The sequence below is a fragment of the Amycolatopsis sp. NPDC098790 genome (genome assembly GCF_044759945.1).
Taxonomy (GTDB): domain Bacteria; phylum Actinomycetota; class Actinomycetes; order Mycobacteriales; family Pseudonocardiaceae; genus Amycolatopsis.
The window spans coordinates 228,011-244,928 of record NZ_JBIWAI010000007.1; the positions used below are offsets into that span (position 1 = coordinate 228,011).

The 16,918-nt window shown below is 71.1% G+C and carries 13 protein-coding genes and 1 riboswitch; of the genes, 3 read left to right on the forward strand and 10 right to left on the reverse strand.

The window, feature by feature from the left end; genetic code table 11:
• Positions 1 to 81: 81 nt before the first annotated feature.
• On the reverse strand, positions 82 to 1,404 hold the full coding sequence (locus tag ACIQWX_RS41880) for a PLP-dependent aminotransferase family protein (protein WP_400883712.1): 1,323 nt from the start codon (positions 1,402 to 1,404) through the stop codon (positions 82 to 84).
• Positions 1,405 to 1,472: 68 nt separating this feature from the next.
• Here ACIQWX_RS41880 and ACIQWX_RS41885 point away from each other — a divergent pair, with 68 nt between their 5' ends.
• Complete coding sequence (locus ACIQWX_RS41885; protein WP_400883715.1) at positions 1,473 to 2,129, forward strand: O-methyltransferase; 657 nt, start codon at positions 1,473 to 1,475, stop codon at positions 2,127 to 2,129.
• A 1-nt stretch (position 2,130) separates the two neighbouring features.
• On the opposite strand, the gene ACIQWX_RS41890 is transcribed toward ACIQWX_RS41885, so the two are convergent.
• Positions 2,131 to 4,044, reverse strand: coding sequence for a transglycosylase domain-containing protein (locus ACIQWX_RS41890; protein WP_400883717.1), 1,914 nt, complete (start codon positions 4,042 to 4,044; stop codon positions 2,131 to 2,133).
• Between the two features lie 155 nt (positions 4,045 to 4,199).
• Here ACIQWX_RS41890 and ACIQWX_RS41895 point away from each other — a divergent pair, with 155 nt between their 5' ends.
• Positions 4,200 to 6,119, forward strand: coding sequence for a LamG-like jellyroll fold domain-containing protein (locus ACIQWX_RS41895; RefSeq protein WP_400883720.1), 1,920 nt, complete (start codon positions 4,200 to 4,202; stop codon positions 6,117 to 6,119).
• Between the two features lie 20 nt (positions 6,120 to 6,139).
• Here the strand turns inward: ACIQWX_RS41895 and ACIQWX_RS41900 are convergent, their stop codons facing one another.
• Positions 6,140 to 6,859 carry a FadR/GntR family transcriptional regulator gene (locus tag ACIQWX_RS41900; RefSeq protein ID WP_400883722.1) on the reverse strand — a complete coding sequence of 240 codons (720 nt, stop codon included), beginning with the start codon at positions 6,857 to 6,859 and terminating at the stop codon, positions 6,140 to 6,142.
• A 113-nt stretch (positions 6,860 to 6,972) separates the two neighbouring features.
• Here ACIQWX_RS41900 and ACIQWX_RS41905 point away from each other — a divergent pair, with 113 nt between their 5' ends.
• Positions 6,973 to 7,203, forward strand: coding sequence for a hypothetical protein (locus tag ACIQWX_RS41905; RefSeq protein WP_400883725.1), 231 nt, complete (start codon positions 6,973 to 6,975; stop codon positions 7,201 to 7,203).
• Between the two features lie 55 nt (positions 7,204 to 7,258).
• Here ACIQWX_RS41905 and ACIQWX_RS41910 read toward each other — a convergent pair whose 3' ends face one another.
• The 7 genes from ACIQWX_RS41910 to ACIQWX_RS41940 form a co-directional block, all read right to left on the reverse strand.
• Complete coding sequence (locus tag ACIQWX_RS41910) at positions 7,259 to 8,626, reverse strand: L-serine ammonia-lyase (RefSeq protein ID WP_400883727.1); 1,368 nt, start codon at positions 8,624 to 8,626, stop codon at positions 7,259 to 7,261.
• Positions 8,627 to 8,640: 14 nt separating this feature from the next.
• Positions 8,641 to 9,642, reverse strand: coding sequence for a lipoyl synthase (gene lipA / locus ACIQWX_RS41915; protein ID WP_400883730.1), 1,002 nt, complete (start codon positions 9,640 to 9,642; stop codon positions 8,641 to 8,643).
• The gene (glyA, locus tag ACIQWX_RS41920) at positions 9,639 to 10,913 is read right to left on the reverse strand and encodes a serine hydroxymethyltransferase (RefSeq protein ID WP_400883733.1); all 1,275 of its coding nucleotides are present in this window, start codon (positions 10,911 to 10,913) and stop codon (positions 9,639 to 9,641) included. The genes lipA and glyA overlap by 4 nt, the downstream gene beginning before the upstream one ends.
• Positions 10,913 to 11,290, reverse strand: coding sequence for a glycine cleavage system protein GcvH (gene gcvH / locus ACIQWX_RS41925; RefSeq protein WP_400883736.1), 378 nt, complete (start codon positions 11,288 to 11,290; stop codon positions 10,913 to 10,915). Before gcvH ends, glyA begins: the two co-directional genes overlap by 1 nt.
• 12 nt (positions 11,291 to 11,302) lie before the next feature.
• A complete protein-coding gene (gene gcvT, locus ACIQWX_RS41930) occupies positions 11,303 to 12,394 on the reverse strand; it encodes a glycine cleavage system aminomethyltransferase GcvT (protein ID WP_400883739.1) in 1,092 nt (363 codons plus the stop codon).
• A 4-nt stretch (positions 12,395 to 12,398) separates the two neighbouring features.
• A complete protein-coding gene (gcvP, locus tag ACIQWX_RS41935) occupies positions 12,399 to 15,287 on the reverse strand; it encodes an aminomethyl-transferring glycine dehydrogenase (RefSeq protein WP_400883742.1) in 2,889 nt (962 codons plus the stop codon).
• A riboswitch (glycine riboswitch) is annotated at positions 15,271 to 15,369 on the reverse strand. Its footprint overlaps the gene before it by 17 nt.
• Positions 15,370 to 15,607: 238 nt before the next feature.
• Positions 15,608 to 16,900: a helix-turn-helix domain-containing protein gene (locus ACIQWX_RS41940; RefSeq protein ID WP_400883745.1), complete on the reverse strand. Its 1,293-nt coding sequence runs from the start codon at positions 16,898 to 16,900 to the stop codon at positions 15,608 to 15,610.
• Positions 16,901 to 16,918 lie beyond the last annotated feature (18 nt).

Below are 16,918 nucleotides of genomic sequence, written 5' to 3' on the forward strand. Positions count from 1 at the left end.
TTCGTTTCGCGACAACCGAAGGGTGGCGGGGGTGCCTGGTGCGGACCGCACACCGCACTGGCACGCCGCTGGCACCCGCTGTCAGTCGGCGAGGAGGTCGTCGGGACTGCCGCCGGCCAGGGCCGCCAGGACGTCGAGCGCGGCTTCCAGGGTCGGCACCGGCGGGGCGGACACGGCGACCCGGACCGCGTTCGGCGCGTGCCCCGGCAGGACCGCGAACGCCGCCGCGGGCAGCAGCGCGATGCCGTGGCGGGCCGCCGCCGCGACGAACGTCTCCGCCCGCCACTGCTCCGGCAGCTCCCACCAGCGGTGGTAGGACGCGGGGTCGCCGCGCAGGCCCGGCAGCTTCTCCTCGACCACCGCGGCCCGGGCGGCGGCGTCCCGGCGTTTCGCGGCTTCGACCTCGGCGAGGGTGCCGGTCACGATCCACTGCGTCGCCGCTTCGACGGCGAAGCGCGACGCGGCCCACGCGCCCGACCGCACCGACGACGCCAGCCTGGGTGTCCACGCCGTTGGCGCCACCAGAAACCCCGCCGTCAAGCCGGGAGCGACGCGCTTGGAGAGGCTGTCGACGAACACCGTCCGCTCCGGCGCGTACGCGGCGAACGGCCGGACGTCGTCGCGCAGGAACGTGTAGATGCCGTCCTCGATCACCGGCAGGTCCAGCCGTTCGGCGACGTCCGCCAGTTCCTCGCGGCGGCGCGCGGGCATGGTCGTGCCGAGCGGGTTGTGCAGCGTCGGCTGGACGTACAGCGCGCGGACGGGCTCGACCGCGGCCAGCGCGGCCGGGACCAGGCCGTGCTCGTCGGTCTCGATCGGCACCAGCTCGACGCCGAGGCGGGCGGCGAGGCCCTTGACCACCGGGTAGGTCAGGGACTCGACCGCGAGCCGCTCCCCCACCGGCACGAACGCGGCGACCGCGGCCGCGATGGCCTGCCGGCCGCTGCCGGTGAACAGGAGCGTGCCGGGGTCCGGCCGCCAGTCGCCGCGGGTGAGCAGCGTGGCCGCGGCCTGCCGGGCGGCCGGCGTGCCCGCGGCGCCGATCGGGTGCAGGGCGGCGGTGAGGACGTCGTCGCGCAGGAGGGGTTGCAGTGCCTGGGCGAGCTTCGCGGATTCCTCGGGCAGGACCGCGAAGTTGAGCTCGAGGTCGACGCGCGCGTCCCCGGGTTCGGCGAGCGCGGGTTCGGGCGGCGGCTTCGCGGCCCGGACGAACGTGCCGCGGCCGACCTCGCCGACGGCCAGGCCCCGCCGCACGAGCTCGCCGTAGACGCGCGCGGCGGTCGAGCTCGCGATGCCGCGTTGCCGCGCGAAGCGGCGTTGCGGCGGGAGGCGGTCGCCGGGCCGGAGGCGGCCGGCTTCGATGTCGGCGGCGAGGGCGTCCGCGACGACGCGGTAGTCGTCCATGTCCACCTTCCCGCCTTCGAGCACTCCTGAGCATGATCCCAGCCCGCTAGATTGGCGGTGGAGGTGCCATGACCGACAAGACCTGGGCCGAAGTCGACGACTACCTCACCGCGGCGCTGCTCCCGGCCGATCCGGTGCTCGACGACGCGCTGGCCGATTCGGCCGCCGCCGGGCTGCCGCACATCGCCGTCGCGCCCAACCAGGGGAAGCTGCTGAACCTGCTGGCCCGCCAGGCCGGCGCCCGCTCGATCCTGGAGATCGGCACGCTCGGCGGGTACAGCACGATCTGGCTGGCCCGCGCGCTGCCGTCCGGCGGCAAGCTGGTGACCTGCGAATACGAGCCGCGGCACGCCGAAGTCGCGAAGGCCAACCTGGCGCGCGCGGGCTTCGGCGAAGACGTCGTCGACATCCGCGTCGGCGCCGCGCTCGACACGCTGCCGACGCTGACCGGGCCGTTCGACTTCATCTTCGTCGACGCGGACAAGAGCAACCTGGCGAACTACGTGCGCGCGTCGCTGGAGCTGGCGCGGCCGGGTACGACGATCGTCGTCGACAACGTCGTCCGGCAGGGCGGGGTGGCCGACGCCGGCAGCACCGACCCGAACGTCCTGGGCGCGCGCGAGATGTTCGACGTCCTGGCCGCCGAGCCGCGGCTGGACGCGACCGCCGTGCAGACCGTGGGCGCCAAGGGGCACGACGGGTTCGTGCTCGCCCTGGTCCGCTGACTCACCGGGGCGGCCGCACCACCGGCGGCGGCCCGACGGCGATCGGCACGCCCGGCCGGCCCTGGAGCGCCGCCGCCGTGTACGCGCGCCAGACGTCGGCCGGGACGACGTCGCCGGTGAGCTTCGCGCCGGTCGCGTCCTTCAGCAGGCGCTCGTCGTCGGAGCCGATCCAGACCGCGGTCGCCAGCCCGGGTGTGTAGCCGACGGCCCAGGCGTCCTGGAAGTCCGGGCTGGTGCCGTGCTCGGCCTCGCCGGTCCGCAGCGCGGCCCCCCGGCCGTCGGTCAGGGTGCCGGTGACGTCCCGGGCGATGCGGCGGCTCTCGTCGCCGTCGTCGTCGAACGCCGGCCGCGCGGTGTCGGTGTGCTCCCAGACGACCGCGCCGCTCTCGTCGCGCACCTTCGCCACCAGGTGCGGGGTGGTGCGGCGGCCGTCCGCGGCGAAGGTCGCGTAGGCGCCGGCCATGTCCAGTGGCCGCAGCGGGTAGCGGCCGATCGCGATGCCCGGCCCGATCAGGAAGCCGTCCTTCTCGCGCATGGTCGGCGTGCCGTCGACGGTCTCCGGGATGCCCGCCTGCCGCGCGGTCTCGCTCAGCACGTCCGGGCCGAGCTTCTTCGCCAGCGCCACGAACGTGCCCTGGGCGTGCGCCTGCATCGCGGTGCGCGGTGTGCACTTCGGGCCGCAGACGTCCGCGTACTTGAACTTTTCGCCGAGGAACTCCTGTTCTTCGGGCGCCGGCACGGGCACGTCCGGGCCGTACCCGCGGCGCAGCGCGGCGGCGAGCGTGAACGGGTAGAACGCCGAGCCCGCCGCGTGCGGGGTGCTCGCGTAGTCGCGGACGCCCTGGTCGCCGCCCTGGTAGGCGCGGACGGCGCCGGTTTTCGGGTCGACGGAGACCACCGCGCCGCGGAACTCCTTCGGCTCGCCCTTCAGCCTGTCCTGCAACGTCTTCTTCGCGGCGTCCTGCAGGCCGCGGTCCAGCGTCGTCTCGACCGTCATGTTGCCCTGCTGCAGCCGCCCGAGCGGGAAGCCGTCCTGCTCCAGTTCGGCGAGGACCTGCTGCTTGACGTGGAACTGGTCGTAGGTGAGGCGGCCCGCGCGGGTCTCGGACGGCGACTGGATCTCGGCGCCGGGGTACGCCATGGGTTCGCCCGCCTGCACGTACCCGCGGGCGACGAGCTTGTCGTGCACGTACTGCCAGCGCCGCGCGGCGTGCGCGTCGCCGGACGCGGCCGGGTCGTGCACCGACGGCGACTGGATCATCCCGGCGAGGAAGGCCGCTTCGCTCCACGTCATCGAGTCGTCGAGCTTCTTGCCGAAGTAGGCGTTCATCGCCGCGGCGGGCCCGAACGTGCCGCGGCCGAAGGAGATGATGTTGACGTAGCTTTCGAAGATCTGCTCCTTGCTCTGCTCCTGAGTGATCTTCGTGGCCAGCACGAGCTCGGCGAACTTGCGGCCGATCGTGGCGTCGTCGTCGCCGGTGGACTTCTTGATGTACTGCTGGGTGATCCCGGACCCGCCGCCGACGCCGGTGAGGAACGCGCGGCCGATGCCGGTCGGGTCGAAGCCCTGGTTGTCCCAGAAGGTCGGGTCCTCGGTGGCGATGATGGCGTCACGCAGCTTCGCCGGCACCTGCGCGTAGGGCACGAAGGTGCGGTCGCCGTCGGCCGGGACGACCTTGAGCAGCTCGGAGCCGTCGGAGTAGGTGAGCACGACGGTCTTGTCGAGCCCGGCGAGGACTTCTTGGGGGCTGCGGACGTCGAGCACGAGGTAGGCGATCCAGAAGGCGATCAGCGGACCGCCGACGAGCGTGCCCACGGTCCAGTAGGCGATCCGCCGGATGCGGCGCCATCGGCGACGGCGCGGGGTGTCCGGCTTTTCCGGGATTTCGGGTTCGTCCTCGGTCGGCAAGGTCACGAATGGATGACGGCCGAACGAGTGAGGAGGTTCTGTGGAGAACTACCGAGAGTTGTTCGAATCCTGTCAAGACGCTGTTCGTGTCGGCTCAAGCAGGCGGGATTAGCGTCCGGACCGCTGAAGCTTTCTCCCCGGAAAACCGAATGAGGCACATCATGCGCGAAAACCAGGCGGGCCCGAACAGACGGTCCTTCCTGCGCAATGCGGGGCTGGCCGGCGTCGGCGCGACGGCGCTGGGCGCGCTCGGCGCCGCACCGGCCGCGGCCGCCCCCGCGAGCCCCGCGAACCCCGCGGACAGGGGCCGCGGCCGGTGGAACCCGGACGGCGAGAGCCGCCAGTTCACCGTCGCCGTGATGCCGGACACCCAGTACCTCTACTGGGGCAGCCAGAACAGCATCAACCCGGAGCCGCAGGAAGCGTCGCTGCGGTACGTCATCGAGAACAGCGGCAACCCCGACCGCAACATCGTCTTCCTGGCCCACCTCGGCGACCTGACGCAGGACGCCGACGCGACGTCGTTCCAGGCCGTGGGCAAGGCGTTCGAGATCGCCGACTCGGCCGGCGTCGCCTACAGCGTGCTCGCGGGCAACCACGACGTGTCCGGCGACGACACGCGCGGCACCACGCCGTACCTGCAGACGATGGGCCCGCAGCGGTTCCGCCGGCAGAAGTCGTTCCTCGGCTCCGACGCGAGCGGCTACAACACCGCGCACGTCTTCCGCGCCGCCGGGCAGGAGTGGCTGCTGCTGGCCATGGACTGGCGGACGTCGGCCGCGGGCTTCGCCTGGGCCAACGATGTCATCGAGAAGCACCCGAAGCTGCCGGTGATCCTCACCTGCCACGAGATCGTCGGGCCGACCTACGGCGACGAGGTCTACCCGTACGAGTCCGGCGACCCCGAGAACAACGCCGAGTTCAGCGGCTACGGCCAGACCGTGTGGGACTCGCTGATCAAGGACAACGACCAGATCTTCCTCACGCTCAACGGCCACTACTGGCCCTCGGGCCGGGTGACGAAGAAGAACACCGCCGGCCACGACGTGCACCTGCACATCACCAACTACCAGAACCGGTACATGAGCGGCGGCGGCATGCTGCGGCTGTACCACTTCGACCTCGACCGCAACACGATCGACGTCGAGACGGTCTCGCCGTGGATCCTCCAAAAGGACCCCGCGGAACGCAACCGCCTGGAGGCGCTGGAGGCGAGGCTCACCACGTCGGTCGACCGCTTCTCGATGCCGTTCGACTTCGAGCAGCGCTTCGCCGGCTTCATCCCGGTGCCGGTCCGCCCGGCGCGCCCGGCCGGCAAGGTGCTCGTGCCGGGCACCCTCGCGTACTGGCGCTTTGACAACGTTGACACCAGCGGCGGCGCCGTCACCGCCGTGCGCGACCTGTCGGGCCACGGCAACGACCTCACGCTGCAGGCCGTCGCCGGCACCGCGCCGGACGCACTGGTCCGGACCGACGACCACCACCCGGACCAGCCGGGGCACGCCAGCCTCCGGTTCGCCGGCGGCAAGAACCCGCTGCACGGCGCCTACCTGACGACGGGTCCGCGAGCGCCGTTGAACACCGAGACGTTCAAGCGCGGCTACACGATCGAGACGTTCGTGAAGATCCCGCGCGACTGGGACGGCGGCAACAACGGCAACATGCCGGTCCTGGTCCGCCGCGGCGCGGCGGGCAACGCGGGCAAGCACGGCAAGAACACCGACCCGAAGGAGCCGGTGGCCCAGCTCATGACCACGAACAACGGTCGTGAGGTGCAGTTCAACCACTACCCGCTCAGCCAGACCTACCCGACCACCAACTGGAGCCACGGCCTGGCCGAAGACCAGTGGTGGCACATCGCGGTGGTCAACGACGGGCACCGCACGAAGCTGTACGTCGAAAGCGCCTTGGTGGCCGACAACCCGTTCACCGACTCGGTCGGCATCGCCTCGCTCGGCCTCCCGTGGCTCCTCGGCGGCCACGAGTACGGCGGCGCGCTCGACAACGTGTTCCACGGCTGGGTCGGCGACGTCCGGATCGTCGGCCGGGCACTGCGGCTGGAGGAGTTCCTGACGCGGTGACCCGGTGACCCGCCGTCCGGTCAGGACAGGAAGGCGCGCAGGAGGGACGCGGTGCCCTCGATGTGCTCCGCCATGGCCTGCCGGGCGGCGGGGGCGTCGCCGGCGAGGATGGCGTCGACGATCGCCTCGTGCTGGGCGTTCGAGTGCTCGAGGTTCGGCGGGAGCAGCGGGATGCGGTCGAGCAGCTGGTTGACGCGGGTGCGGGCGTCGGCCATCGCCGTGGTCAGGGAGCCGGACGCGGTCACCTCCGCGATCGCCAGGTGCAGGCGCGAGTCCTTGCGGCGGTAGTCGTCGAGGCTCGCCCCGGCGGCTTCGGCGAGGGTCCCCGTGAGGTGACGGCGGTCGGCCGGGCTCAGCGACCGGGCGGCGGCCATCTCCGCGGCGCCGGTCTCGAGGACGTACCGGAGGCACAAGGCGTCCTCCAGCCCGGCGGCGTCGACCTTGCCGTCGGGCTCGGGCGGCCCGGGCAGGGTGTCGTTCACGAAGGTGCCGCCGTAGCGGCCCCGCCGTGACTCGACGTAACCGGCATCGGAGAGGGCGCGGATGGCTTCGCGGAGCGTGACACGGCTGACCCCGAGCCGTTCGGCGAGCTCACGCTCCGACGGCAGCCGCTCCCCCGCACCGACCACGCCGAGGCGGATGGCCTGCAGCAGCCGCTCGACGGTCTCCTCGAAGGCGTTGCCCGCGCGGACCGGCCGGAACAGCGCTTCACCGGCATTCGCCACCGAGGTCGGTTCCATCCCGCGAGTTTAGGCCGCGGGGCATGTTCGGAGTGGCTTCGGGCTCGCGAGGCGATCACACTGTGTTCGCGGTGCGGAAAACCAGTGGAACCGGACGGCCACGGTCGGCGACGATGGCACCACCGACACCGAACATCGACGCAGGGGGCGATCCGGTGCACTTCCTGATGGCGGAGGACCTGGTCCACGAGCGAGAGGACGAGCTGCGCCACGGCGTCCGCAACCGGCCTCCGGGCCGGGCGATGCCGAGCCGCAGCCCGGGAACGCGGAAACAGCAGCTCGGGTGGCGCTTGGTCGAGGTGGGGCTGCGGTGGGCGGTCGAGCCGGAGGACCGCCGCAACTGACGGAACTTTCCCTATGAAAGCTCCGGCCGAGCTTTCATAGGGAAAGTTCGGGACCTCAGCACTCGATGACGTTCACCGCCAGGCCGCCTCGGGCCGTTTCCTTGTACTTGACGCTCATGTCCGCGCCCGTCTCGCGCATCGTCTTGATCGCCTTGTCCAGCGTCACCACGTGGCTTCCGTCGCCGCGCATGGCCATGCGGGCCGCGTGGATCGCCTTCGACGCTCCTACCGCGTTGCGCTCGATGCACGGGATCTGGACCAGTCCGCCCACCGGGTCGCACGTCAGGCCCAGGTGGTGCTCCACCCCGATCTCCGCCGCGTTCTCGACCTGGGCCGGCGTGCCGCCGAGGACCTCCGTCAAGCCCGCCGCCGCCATGGCCGACGCCGAACCCACCTCGCCCTGGCAGCCGACCTCCGCGCCCGAGATCGAGCCCGTCTGCTTGAGGATCGAACCGATCGCGCCCGCCGTCAGCATGAACTTGACGATTCCGTCGTCCGTCGAATGGCGGATGAAGCGCTGGTAGTAGTGCAGGACCGCCGGGATGATGCCCGCCGCGCCGTTGGTCGGGGCCGTCACCACGCGGCCACCCGCGGCGTTCTCCTCGTTCACCGCCAGCGCGTACAGGCTCACCCAGTCCATCGCGTACAGCGGGTCGTCCGCGCCGTCTTCGGCGAGGAGCTTCTCGTGCAGTGACTTCGCCCGACGCGGCACCTTCAGGCCGCCCGGCAGGACGCCTTCGTGCGTGCAGCCGTTGCGGACGCACTCCGCCATGACCGCCCAGATGTCCAGCAGCCCGGACCGCACCTCTTCCTGAGTACGCCAGGACAGCTCGTTCGCCAGCATGACTTCGCTGATCGAAAGGCCCGTGTCGGCGCAGTGCCCCAGCAGGTCGGCGCCCGTCCGGAACGGGTACGGCACCGGGGTCGAGTCCTCGACGAACACCGTGTCCGTCTCGTACGACTCGTCGCGGACGAACCCGCCGCCCACCGAGTAGTACGTCCGCTCGCGCAGCAGCGTGCCCGACGCGTCGAACGCGCGGAAGACCATGCCGTTCGGGTGCGCGGGCAACGACTTGCGCCGGTGCATCGTGAGGTCGTTGTCCTCGTCGAACGCGATCTCGTGCGTGCCGGCCAGAAGCAGCCGTCCGGACTCGCGGATTTCCGCGATGCGCGCCGGCACGGTGTCGGTGTCGATCTCTTCGGGACGCGAGCCCGAAAGCCCGAGCAGGACGGCTTTGTCGCTGCCGTGCCCGAACCCGGTCGCGCCGAGTGAGCCGAAGAGTTCGGCCTGGACGCGGGACGTCCGCGCGAGGTCGTCGCCGAGTCCGTCCACAAAGGTCAGTGCCGCCCGCATCGGCCCGACGGTGTGGGAGCTCGACGGGCCGATGCCGATGGAAAACAGGTCGAAGACGCTGATCGCCATTGATCCGCCCCTTCCTATCGCGCCAGCAGGGAGCTGGCTTCTTGCGCGGCCGGGCCCTGGTCGGCGAGGTGCCGCAGGTTCTCCGGCAGCTCCTCTCCACGGTAACCCTTGGTCTGGGCGTAGAGCCGTCCCGCGCGGTACGACGACCGCACCAACGGACCCGCCATGACACCGGCGAAACCCATCGCCTCCGCAGCCTTGGAGTGCTCGACGAACTCCTCCGGCTTCACCCAGCGGTCCACCGGGTGGTGCCGCGCAGAGGGACGCAGGTACTGCGTGATCGTCAAGATCTCGCACCCCGCGTCGACCAGGTCCTGCATCGCCGGAGCCACCTCGTCAGGGGTCTCACCCATGCCCAGGATCAGGTTCGACTTCGTCACCAAACCGGCCTCACGCGCCGCCGTGATCACCTCAAGCGACCGCGCGTACCGGAAACCGGGACGGATCCGCTTGAAAATCCGCGGAACCGTCTCCACGTTGTGAGCAAGGACCTCCGGACGCGAACCGAACACCTCAGCCAGCTGAGCAGGATTCGCGTTGAAGTCCGGAATCAACAGCTCGACACCAGTACCCGGGTTCAACGCGTGGATCTGCCGCACGGTCTCCGCGTAAAGCCACGCGCCACCATCGGGCAGGTCATCCCGGGCCACACCGGTGACCGTCGAGTACCGCAGACCCATCGCCTGCACGGACTCCGCGACCTTGCGAGGCTCAGTGCGATCGAGGGCAGCAGGCTTACCGGTGTCGATCTGGCAGAAGTCACACCGGCGGGTGCATTGGTCGCCACCGATCAGGAACGTGGCCTCACGGTCTTCCCAGCACTCATAGATGTTGGGACAACCGGCCTCTTCACAAACAGTGTGCAGACCTTCGCGGCGCACGAGGCCCTTGAGTTCGGTGAACTCCGGCCCCATCCGCACCCGCGTCTTGATCCACGACGGCTTCTTCTCGATCGGCGTCTCACTGTTGCGAACCTCGAGACGCAGCAGCTTCCGGCCCTCGGGCAACGCGCTCATCGCGAAAGGTCCGCGTACAGCGGGTGCTTCTTGGCGAGGGTCTCGACGCGGTCGCGCAGCTTCGAGCGCAGGGCGTCGTCGAAGTCCGGCTTCAGCGCTTCCGCGATGACGTCGGCGACCTCGGTGAAGTCCTCGGCCCGGAACCCACGCGTGGCGAGCGCCGGCGTGCCGATGCGCAGGCCCGACGTGATCATCGGCGGGCGCGGGTCGAACGGGACGGCGTTGCGGTTGACCGTGATGCCGACCTCGTGCAGCCGGTCCTCGGCCTGCTGTCCGTCCAGAGTGGACTGGACGAGGTCGACGAGCACCAGGTGGACGTCGGTGCCGCCGGTCAGCACCCGGACACCGGCGTCAGCGCAGTCCGCCTGCGACAGCCGCGCGGCCAGGATCCGCGAGCCTTCGAGGGTCCGCTCCTGACGCTCGCGGAACTCGTCGCTCGCGGCGATCTTCAGCGCGACGGCCTTGGCCGCGATGACGTGCTCCAGGGGCCCGCCCTGCTGCCCCGGGAACACCGCCGAGTTGATCTTCTTCGCCAGCTCCTCGCGCGACAGGATCAGGCCGCCGCGCGGACCGCCGAGGGTCTTGTGCGTGGTCGTGGTGACGATGTCGGCGTGCGGCACCGGCGACGGGTGCAGTCCGGCCGCGACCAGCCCGGCGAAGTGCGCCATGTCCACCATCAGGCGCGCGCCGACGAGGTCGGCGATGCGGCGGAACTCGGCGAAGTCGAGCTGACGCGGGTAGGCGGACCAGCCGGCGATGATGAGCTTCGGCTGGTGCTCGACGGCCAGGCGCTCGATCTCGGCGAGGTCGACGATCCCGGTCTCTTTGTCGACGTGGTAGGCGACGACGTTGTACAGCTTGCCCGAGAAGTTGATCTTCATCCCGTGCGTCAGGTGCCCGCCGTGCGCCAGGTCGAGGCCGAGGATCGTGTCGCCCGGCTTGAGCACGGCGAACATCGCGGCCGCGTTGGCCTGGGCGCCCGAGTGCGGCTGGACGTTGGCGTGCTCGGCGCCGAAGAGGGCCTTCGCGCGGTCGATGGCGAGCTGCTCGACGACGTCGACGTGCTCGCAGCCGCCGTAGTAGCGACGGCCGGGGTAGCCCTCCGCGTACTTGTTGGTCAGCACCGAGCCCTGCGCTTCGAGCACGCCCAGCGGCGCGAAGTTCTCGGACGCGATCATTTCCAGGGTGGACTGCTGGCGGGTCAGTTCGTCGGCGACGGCCGCGGCGACCTCGGGGTCGACTTCGGACAGGTGCTGGTCGAACGTCGTCATCAGTTCTCCTGGGTGTGCGCGGCGTACGCGGCGGCGTCGAGCAGGTCCGGCACGTCCCCGGTCAGACGCACCTTGAGGAGCCATCCTTCGGTGTACGGGTCGGAGTTGATGACCTCGGGGGTGTCCGATGTGGTGCCGTTCACCTCGACGACCTCGCCGGAGACCGGCGCGTACAGCTCGCTGACCGACTTGGTCGACTCGACCTCGCCGAACACCTCGCCGGCGGTGATGGTCGCGCCGGCGTCGGGCAGCTGGACGAACACGATGTCACCGAGCGATTCGGCGGCGAAGGCGGTGATGCCGACGGTGGCGACGCCGTCCTCGACCTTCAGCCACTCGTGTTCCTTGGTGTACTGCAGGTTCTCGGGGATGCTCACAGCTGGGAGTCCTTACGCGCGGGAGTAGAAGGGCAGGGCGACGACTTCGACGGGCTCAATCCTGCCCCGGATGTCGACGGAGAGCTCGGTGCCGGGCTCGGCGTACGCCCGATCGACGTACGCCATCGCGATCGGGTAACCCAGCGTGGGCGACAGCGCGCCGCTGGTCACCTCGCCGACCTCGGTCCCGTCCACCAGCAGCTGGTACCCGTGCCGCGGCGCGCGACGCCCGGCCCCGCGAAGGCCGACGCGCACGCGCGGGACGTCCTGCTTGGACCGCTCCTCGAGGGCCGAACGGCCGACGAAGTCACCCGGCTTTTCGAACTTGACGACGCGGCCGAGCCCGGCTTCGAACGGGCTCTGGTCGAGGGTGAGTTCGTTGCCGTACAACGGCATCCCGGCTTCGAGCCGCAGCGTGTCGCGGCAGGCCAGGCCGGCCGGGACCAGCCCGTGCGGCTCGCCGGCCTCGAGCAGCAGGCGCCACAGCGCCGGTGCCTCGTCGGCGTCGACGAACAGCTCGAAGCCGTCTTCGCCGGTGTAGCCGGTGCGGGCGAGCAGGACGTCGTGGCCCTTCACCGAGGCCGGGACGCTCGCGTAGTACTTGAGCGCGTCCAGGTCGGCGTCGGTGACCGCGCCGAGGATCTCGACGGCCTTCGGGCCCTGGACCGCGATCAGCGCGGTGGTCTCGCTGCGGTCGTCGACGACCGCGTCGAAGCCCGCGACGCGCTCGGCCAGCGCGTCCGCGACGACCTTGGCGTTGCCCGCGTTCGCGACGACCAGGTAGTGCTCGTCGCCCAGGCGGTAGACGACCAGGTCGTCCAGCACACCACCGGACGCGTTGCAGATCATCGTGTACCGCGCCCGGCCCGGCTTGACCCCGGTCAGGTTGCCGACCAGCGCGAAGTCCAGCACGTCCGCGGCCTGCGCCCCGGTGACGTGGATTTCGGCCATGTGCGAGAGGTCGAACAGCCCGGCCGCCTCGCGGACGGCCTTGTGCTCGGCCAGTTCGCTGGCGTACCGGACCGGCATGGACCAGCCGGCGAAGTCGGTGAACAGCGCACCGAGTCCCTTGTGGACTCCGTGCAGGGAGGTCTCTCGTGACACGGGTTCAGCCTTCGTAAGCGTTGAGGGGCGGGCAGGAGCACACGAGGTTGCGGTCACCGCGGGCGCCGTCGATGCGGCGGACCGGCGGCCAGTACTTGTTCTTGCGCGACACCCCGGCCGGGTACACGGCCAGCTCGCGGTCGTAGGCCTTGTCCCACTCGCCGACCAGCGTCTCGGCGGTGTGCGGGGCGCCCCGCAGCGGCGACTCCTCGGCGGTCCAGCGACCGTTGGCCACCTCGTCGATCTCCGCGCGGATGGCGATCATCGCGGCGATGAACCGGTCGATCTCGCCCAGGTCCTCGGACTCGGTCGGCTCGACCATCAGCGTCCCCGCGACCGGGAACGACATCGTCGGCGCGTGGAAGCCGTAGTCGATGAGCCGCTTCGCGACGTCGTCGACCGTCACGCCGGTCTCCTTGGTGATCTGGCGCAGGTCGAGGATGCACTCGTGCGCGACCAGGCCGTCCTGGCCGGTGTAGAGCACCGGGTAGTGCGGCGCCAGCCGCGAAGCGACGTAGTTCGCGGCCAGCACGGCGACCTTGGTGGCCGCGGTCAGGCCGGGCGCGCCCATCATCCGGACGTAGGCCCAGGAGATCGGCAGGATCGACGCCGAGCCGTAGGGCGCGCCGCTGATCGGGCCGACGCCGGTCGCGGGACCGGCGGCGTCGAGCAGCGGGTGGTTCGGCAGGAACGGCGCGAGGTGTGCGCGCACCGCGACCGGGCCGACACCCGGGCCGCCACCGCCGTGCGGGATGCAGAACGTCTTGTGCAGGTTCAGGTGCGAGACGTCGCCGCCGAACTCGCCCGGCTTGGCCAGGCCGAGGAGGGCGTTGAGGTTCGCGCCGTCGACGTACACCTGGCCGCCGCCGTCGTGGACGATCTTGGCCAGCTCGTCGATGTCGTGCTCGTACACGCCGTGGGTCGACGGGTAGGTGACCATGATCGCGGCCAGGGTGTCGCGGTGGGTGTCCACCTTGGACCGCAGGTCGGCCAGGTCGACGTTGCCCTCGTCGGTGCACTTGACGACGACCACGCGCATGCCGGCCAGCACCGCCGAAGCGGCGTTGGTGCCGTGCGCGGACGACGGGATCAGGCAGACGTCCCGGGCCTCGTCGCCGTTCGCGCGGTGGTACGCGCGGATCGCGAGGAGCCCGGCCAGCTCGCCCTGGCTGCCCGCGTTCGGCTGCAGCGACACCTTGTCGTACCCGGTGACCTCGGCGAGCCACCCGGCCAGCTGCTCGACGAGCGTGTGGTACCCGGCAGCGTCTTCGGCCGGGGCGAACGGGTGGATGCCGGCGAACTCGCGCCAGCTGATCGGCTCCATCTCGGTGGTGGCGTTGAGCTTCATCGTGCAGGAGCCGAGCGGGATCATGCCGCGGTCGAGCGCGTAGTCCAGATCGGACAGCTTGCGCAGGTAGCGCAGCATCGCCGTCTCGGAGCGGTGGGTGCCGAAGACCTCGTGGCCCATGAAGCCGCTCTCGCGGGCCAAGCCGTTCGGCAGCGCGACGCCGTCTCGGACGTCGGCCTCGACCTTGAAGGCCTGCAGGACCTTCGCGGTGATCGCGGGGGTGCTGACCTCGTCGAACGCGACGCGGACGTGGTCGGCGTCGACGTGGCCGAGGTTGATCCCGGCCTCGCGGGCGGCCGCGTGGACCTCGGCGGCCCGGCCCGGGACGCGCGCGACGACCGTGTCGAAGAAGGACTCGTGCACGACCTCGACGCCGTCCCTGCGCAGGGCGCCGGCGAAGCCCGCGGCGAGACCGTGGACGCGCTGGGCGATCTTCTTCAGGCCGTCCGGGCCGTGGTAGACCGCGTACATCGCGGCCAGCACGGCCGGGAGGACCTGTGCGGTGCAGATGTTCGACGTCGCCTTCTCGCGGCGGATGTGCTGCTCACGCGTCTGCAGCGCGAGGCGGTAGGCCGAGTTGCCGTCGGCGTCGACCGAGACGCCGACCAGGCGCCCGGGCAGCGAGCGCTCGAGTCCGGCGCGGACGGACATGTACCCGGCGTGCGGGCCGCCGTAGCCGAGCGGGACGCCGAACCGCTGCGTCGAGCCGGCGGCGACGTCCGCGCCGAACTCGCCGGGCGAGGTGATCAGGGTGAGCGAGAGGAGGTCCGCGGCGACGGTGAACAGCGCGCCCGCGGCCTTCGCCGACTCGGAGATCGCGTGGTAGAAGCCGCGGCCGCGCAGCACGCCGGACGCGCCGGGGTACTGGACGACGACGCCGAAGAAATCGTCCGGCAGGCCGGTCAGCAGGTCGCGGACCTCGACCTCGATGCCGAGGGCCTCGACGCGGGTGCGCACGACGGCGATGGTCTGCGGCAGGCACTCGGCGTCGAGGACGACCTTGTTGGACTTGGACTTCGACGCGCGGCGCATCAGCGTGACGGCTTCGGCGACGGCGGTCGACTCGTCCAGCAGGGACGCGTTCGCCATGGCCAGGCCGGTCAGGTCGGCGACCATCGTCTGGAAGTTGAGGAGCGCTTCGAGGCGGCCCTGGGAGATTTCCGGCTGGTAGGGCGTGTACGCGGTGTACCAGGCCGGGTTCTCGAGGACGTTGCGTCGGATCACGCCGGGCGTCACGGTGTCGGAGTAGCCGAGGCCGATCATCTGCGTCATCGGCCGGTTGCGCGCGGCGAGGGCGCGCAGCTCCGCGGTGGCGTCCTCTTCGGACGCGGCGGGCGGCAGCGTGAGTTCGCGGGTCGCGCGGATCGCGCTCGGGACGGCGGCGCCGACGAGGGCGTCCAGGCTGCCGTAGCCGCACTCGGCCAGCATCTTCGCGCGTTCGGCCTCGGACGGGCCGATGTGGCGGGCGTCGAACTGCGTGGAAGTGATGGGGAGCTCCTCGGGCCTGGGCACACAACGGTGCGCTGGGAACTCCCCCTCTGTCATGGCACCTGAGAGTTTCACCGTGGGAGACACGGCTTTCACCTTGGGTGAGGCGCGGGTGCGCCTGCTTTCCAGAGTGGCCTCGCGCGAAGCGGTAACAGGTACCTGAGAGATTCTGGGGAGTTTGCTCCTTCGGTGCCCCACTGACTTCGTGGGGGCTCTCCCGCCCCGGCTCTACGGCCCGATCTGCAGTTGTGACGGTCACGGTACCTGCCGGGTTCGAGGTCCGTCTACTTCACCCGGGCAACGCCACAGTGATCCTCGACCGGCCCTCGACGACGTGAATGACTCATTCATGTCGCCTGGCGACATGAATGAGTCATTCACGTCGTTTCCGCGACCCGGTGCGCGACCTGGCCGGCCAGCGCCGGCGGCCTGCGGACTCTCCCCGAAGGCAGGACCAGGCGTTTCAGCGGCCCGCCCAGCGGCACCGGCGGGTGCCCGGCACTCAGCAGCACCCGCTCGACGATCTGCTCGGCGAGCCACGCCACCGAGTCGTTGAGCCGGTCCAGCGAGGGGTGGTCGCCGTCGAAGACGTCCTCGTCGGCGAGCGTCACCTCGAAGTACGCGCAGCCCGGCGGGACCGCGATCGCCTCCTCGATCGCCCGCGCCCCCTCCAGCGGGTCGGCAAACCCCGCCTCCACCAGCGCCGATCGGTAGATCCGCGCCGCCCGCGCCCGCATGCGGGGGCCGTAGCGGACGACGACCGGGAGGCGGCCGGTCAGGTCCGGCACGGCCAGTCCGTGCAGCAGCATGATCGGCGGCACCGAGTGCACCAGGCGCGGCGCGGGTTCGGCCAGCTCGCGGGCGGTGATCCGGACGCGGTCGGCCATCGCGTCCGGGAGGCCGAAGTAGCGGAAGTCGACGTTGCCGAACCCGAGGCCGTCGGCGACCAGGGACGCCAGCAGCTCGCCGTACCCCCAGATCGGCGACAGCACCACGACCGGCGGCGCGGCGACCACCGGCGACGGCGCGGGCGGGCGCGTCGCCTCCTGCTCGGGCACCTGGATGACCAGCCGCGGCGGCTCGTGCCAGTCGTGCACCTCGGCGACCCGCCAGTAGAGCCCGAGCGAGCGCCACAGCTCGCCGAGGATGTCGTGCTCGAGGATCCTGCGCGTTTCGGCCTCGGAAAACGGGAAGTCCCGCGGCGGCACGATCCCGACGTAGTGGTGGTAGGTGACGCGCACTTCGTCACCGCGGGTGGCCGAGCGGATCCGCATCTCCCAGTCGATCGGCGACGCGGCGATCGCGTTGGCCACCTGAGTGCCGGGCGAGGAGTAGACGAGCGCCGTCGCCTGCCGGAGGAACTGCCCGGCCTGGTCGATGCCCTCCCGCAGCGCCTTCGCCGCCTGCGCGACGTGGACCGGCGACGCGAGGGAGTCGGGCAGCACGCCGGCGACGCGCAGCAGCTCGGCCTCGCCGAGGCCGGTGACCTCGGCGAGCTGCGCCCAGTGGTCGAAGACGGTCACCTTCGGCGCGTGCCGGTGTTCGATCCAGCTGCGCAGCGTCGACGTCGGAACGCCGATCCGGCGGGCGGCCTCGTCGAGGGAGAGCCCCCTCGCGCGGATGCCCGTCCGGACCGCTTCCGCCCACTCGCCGGCGCGCCAGTGCGTCACCTCACAAAGCTAACGAAA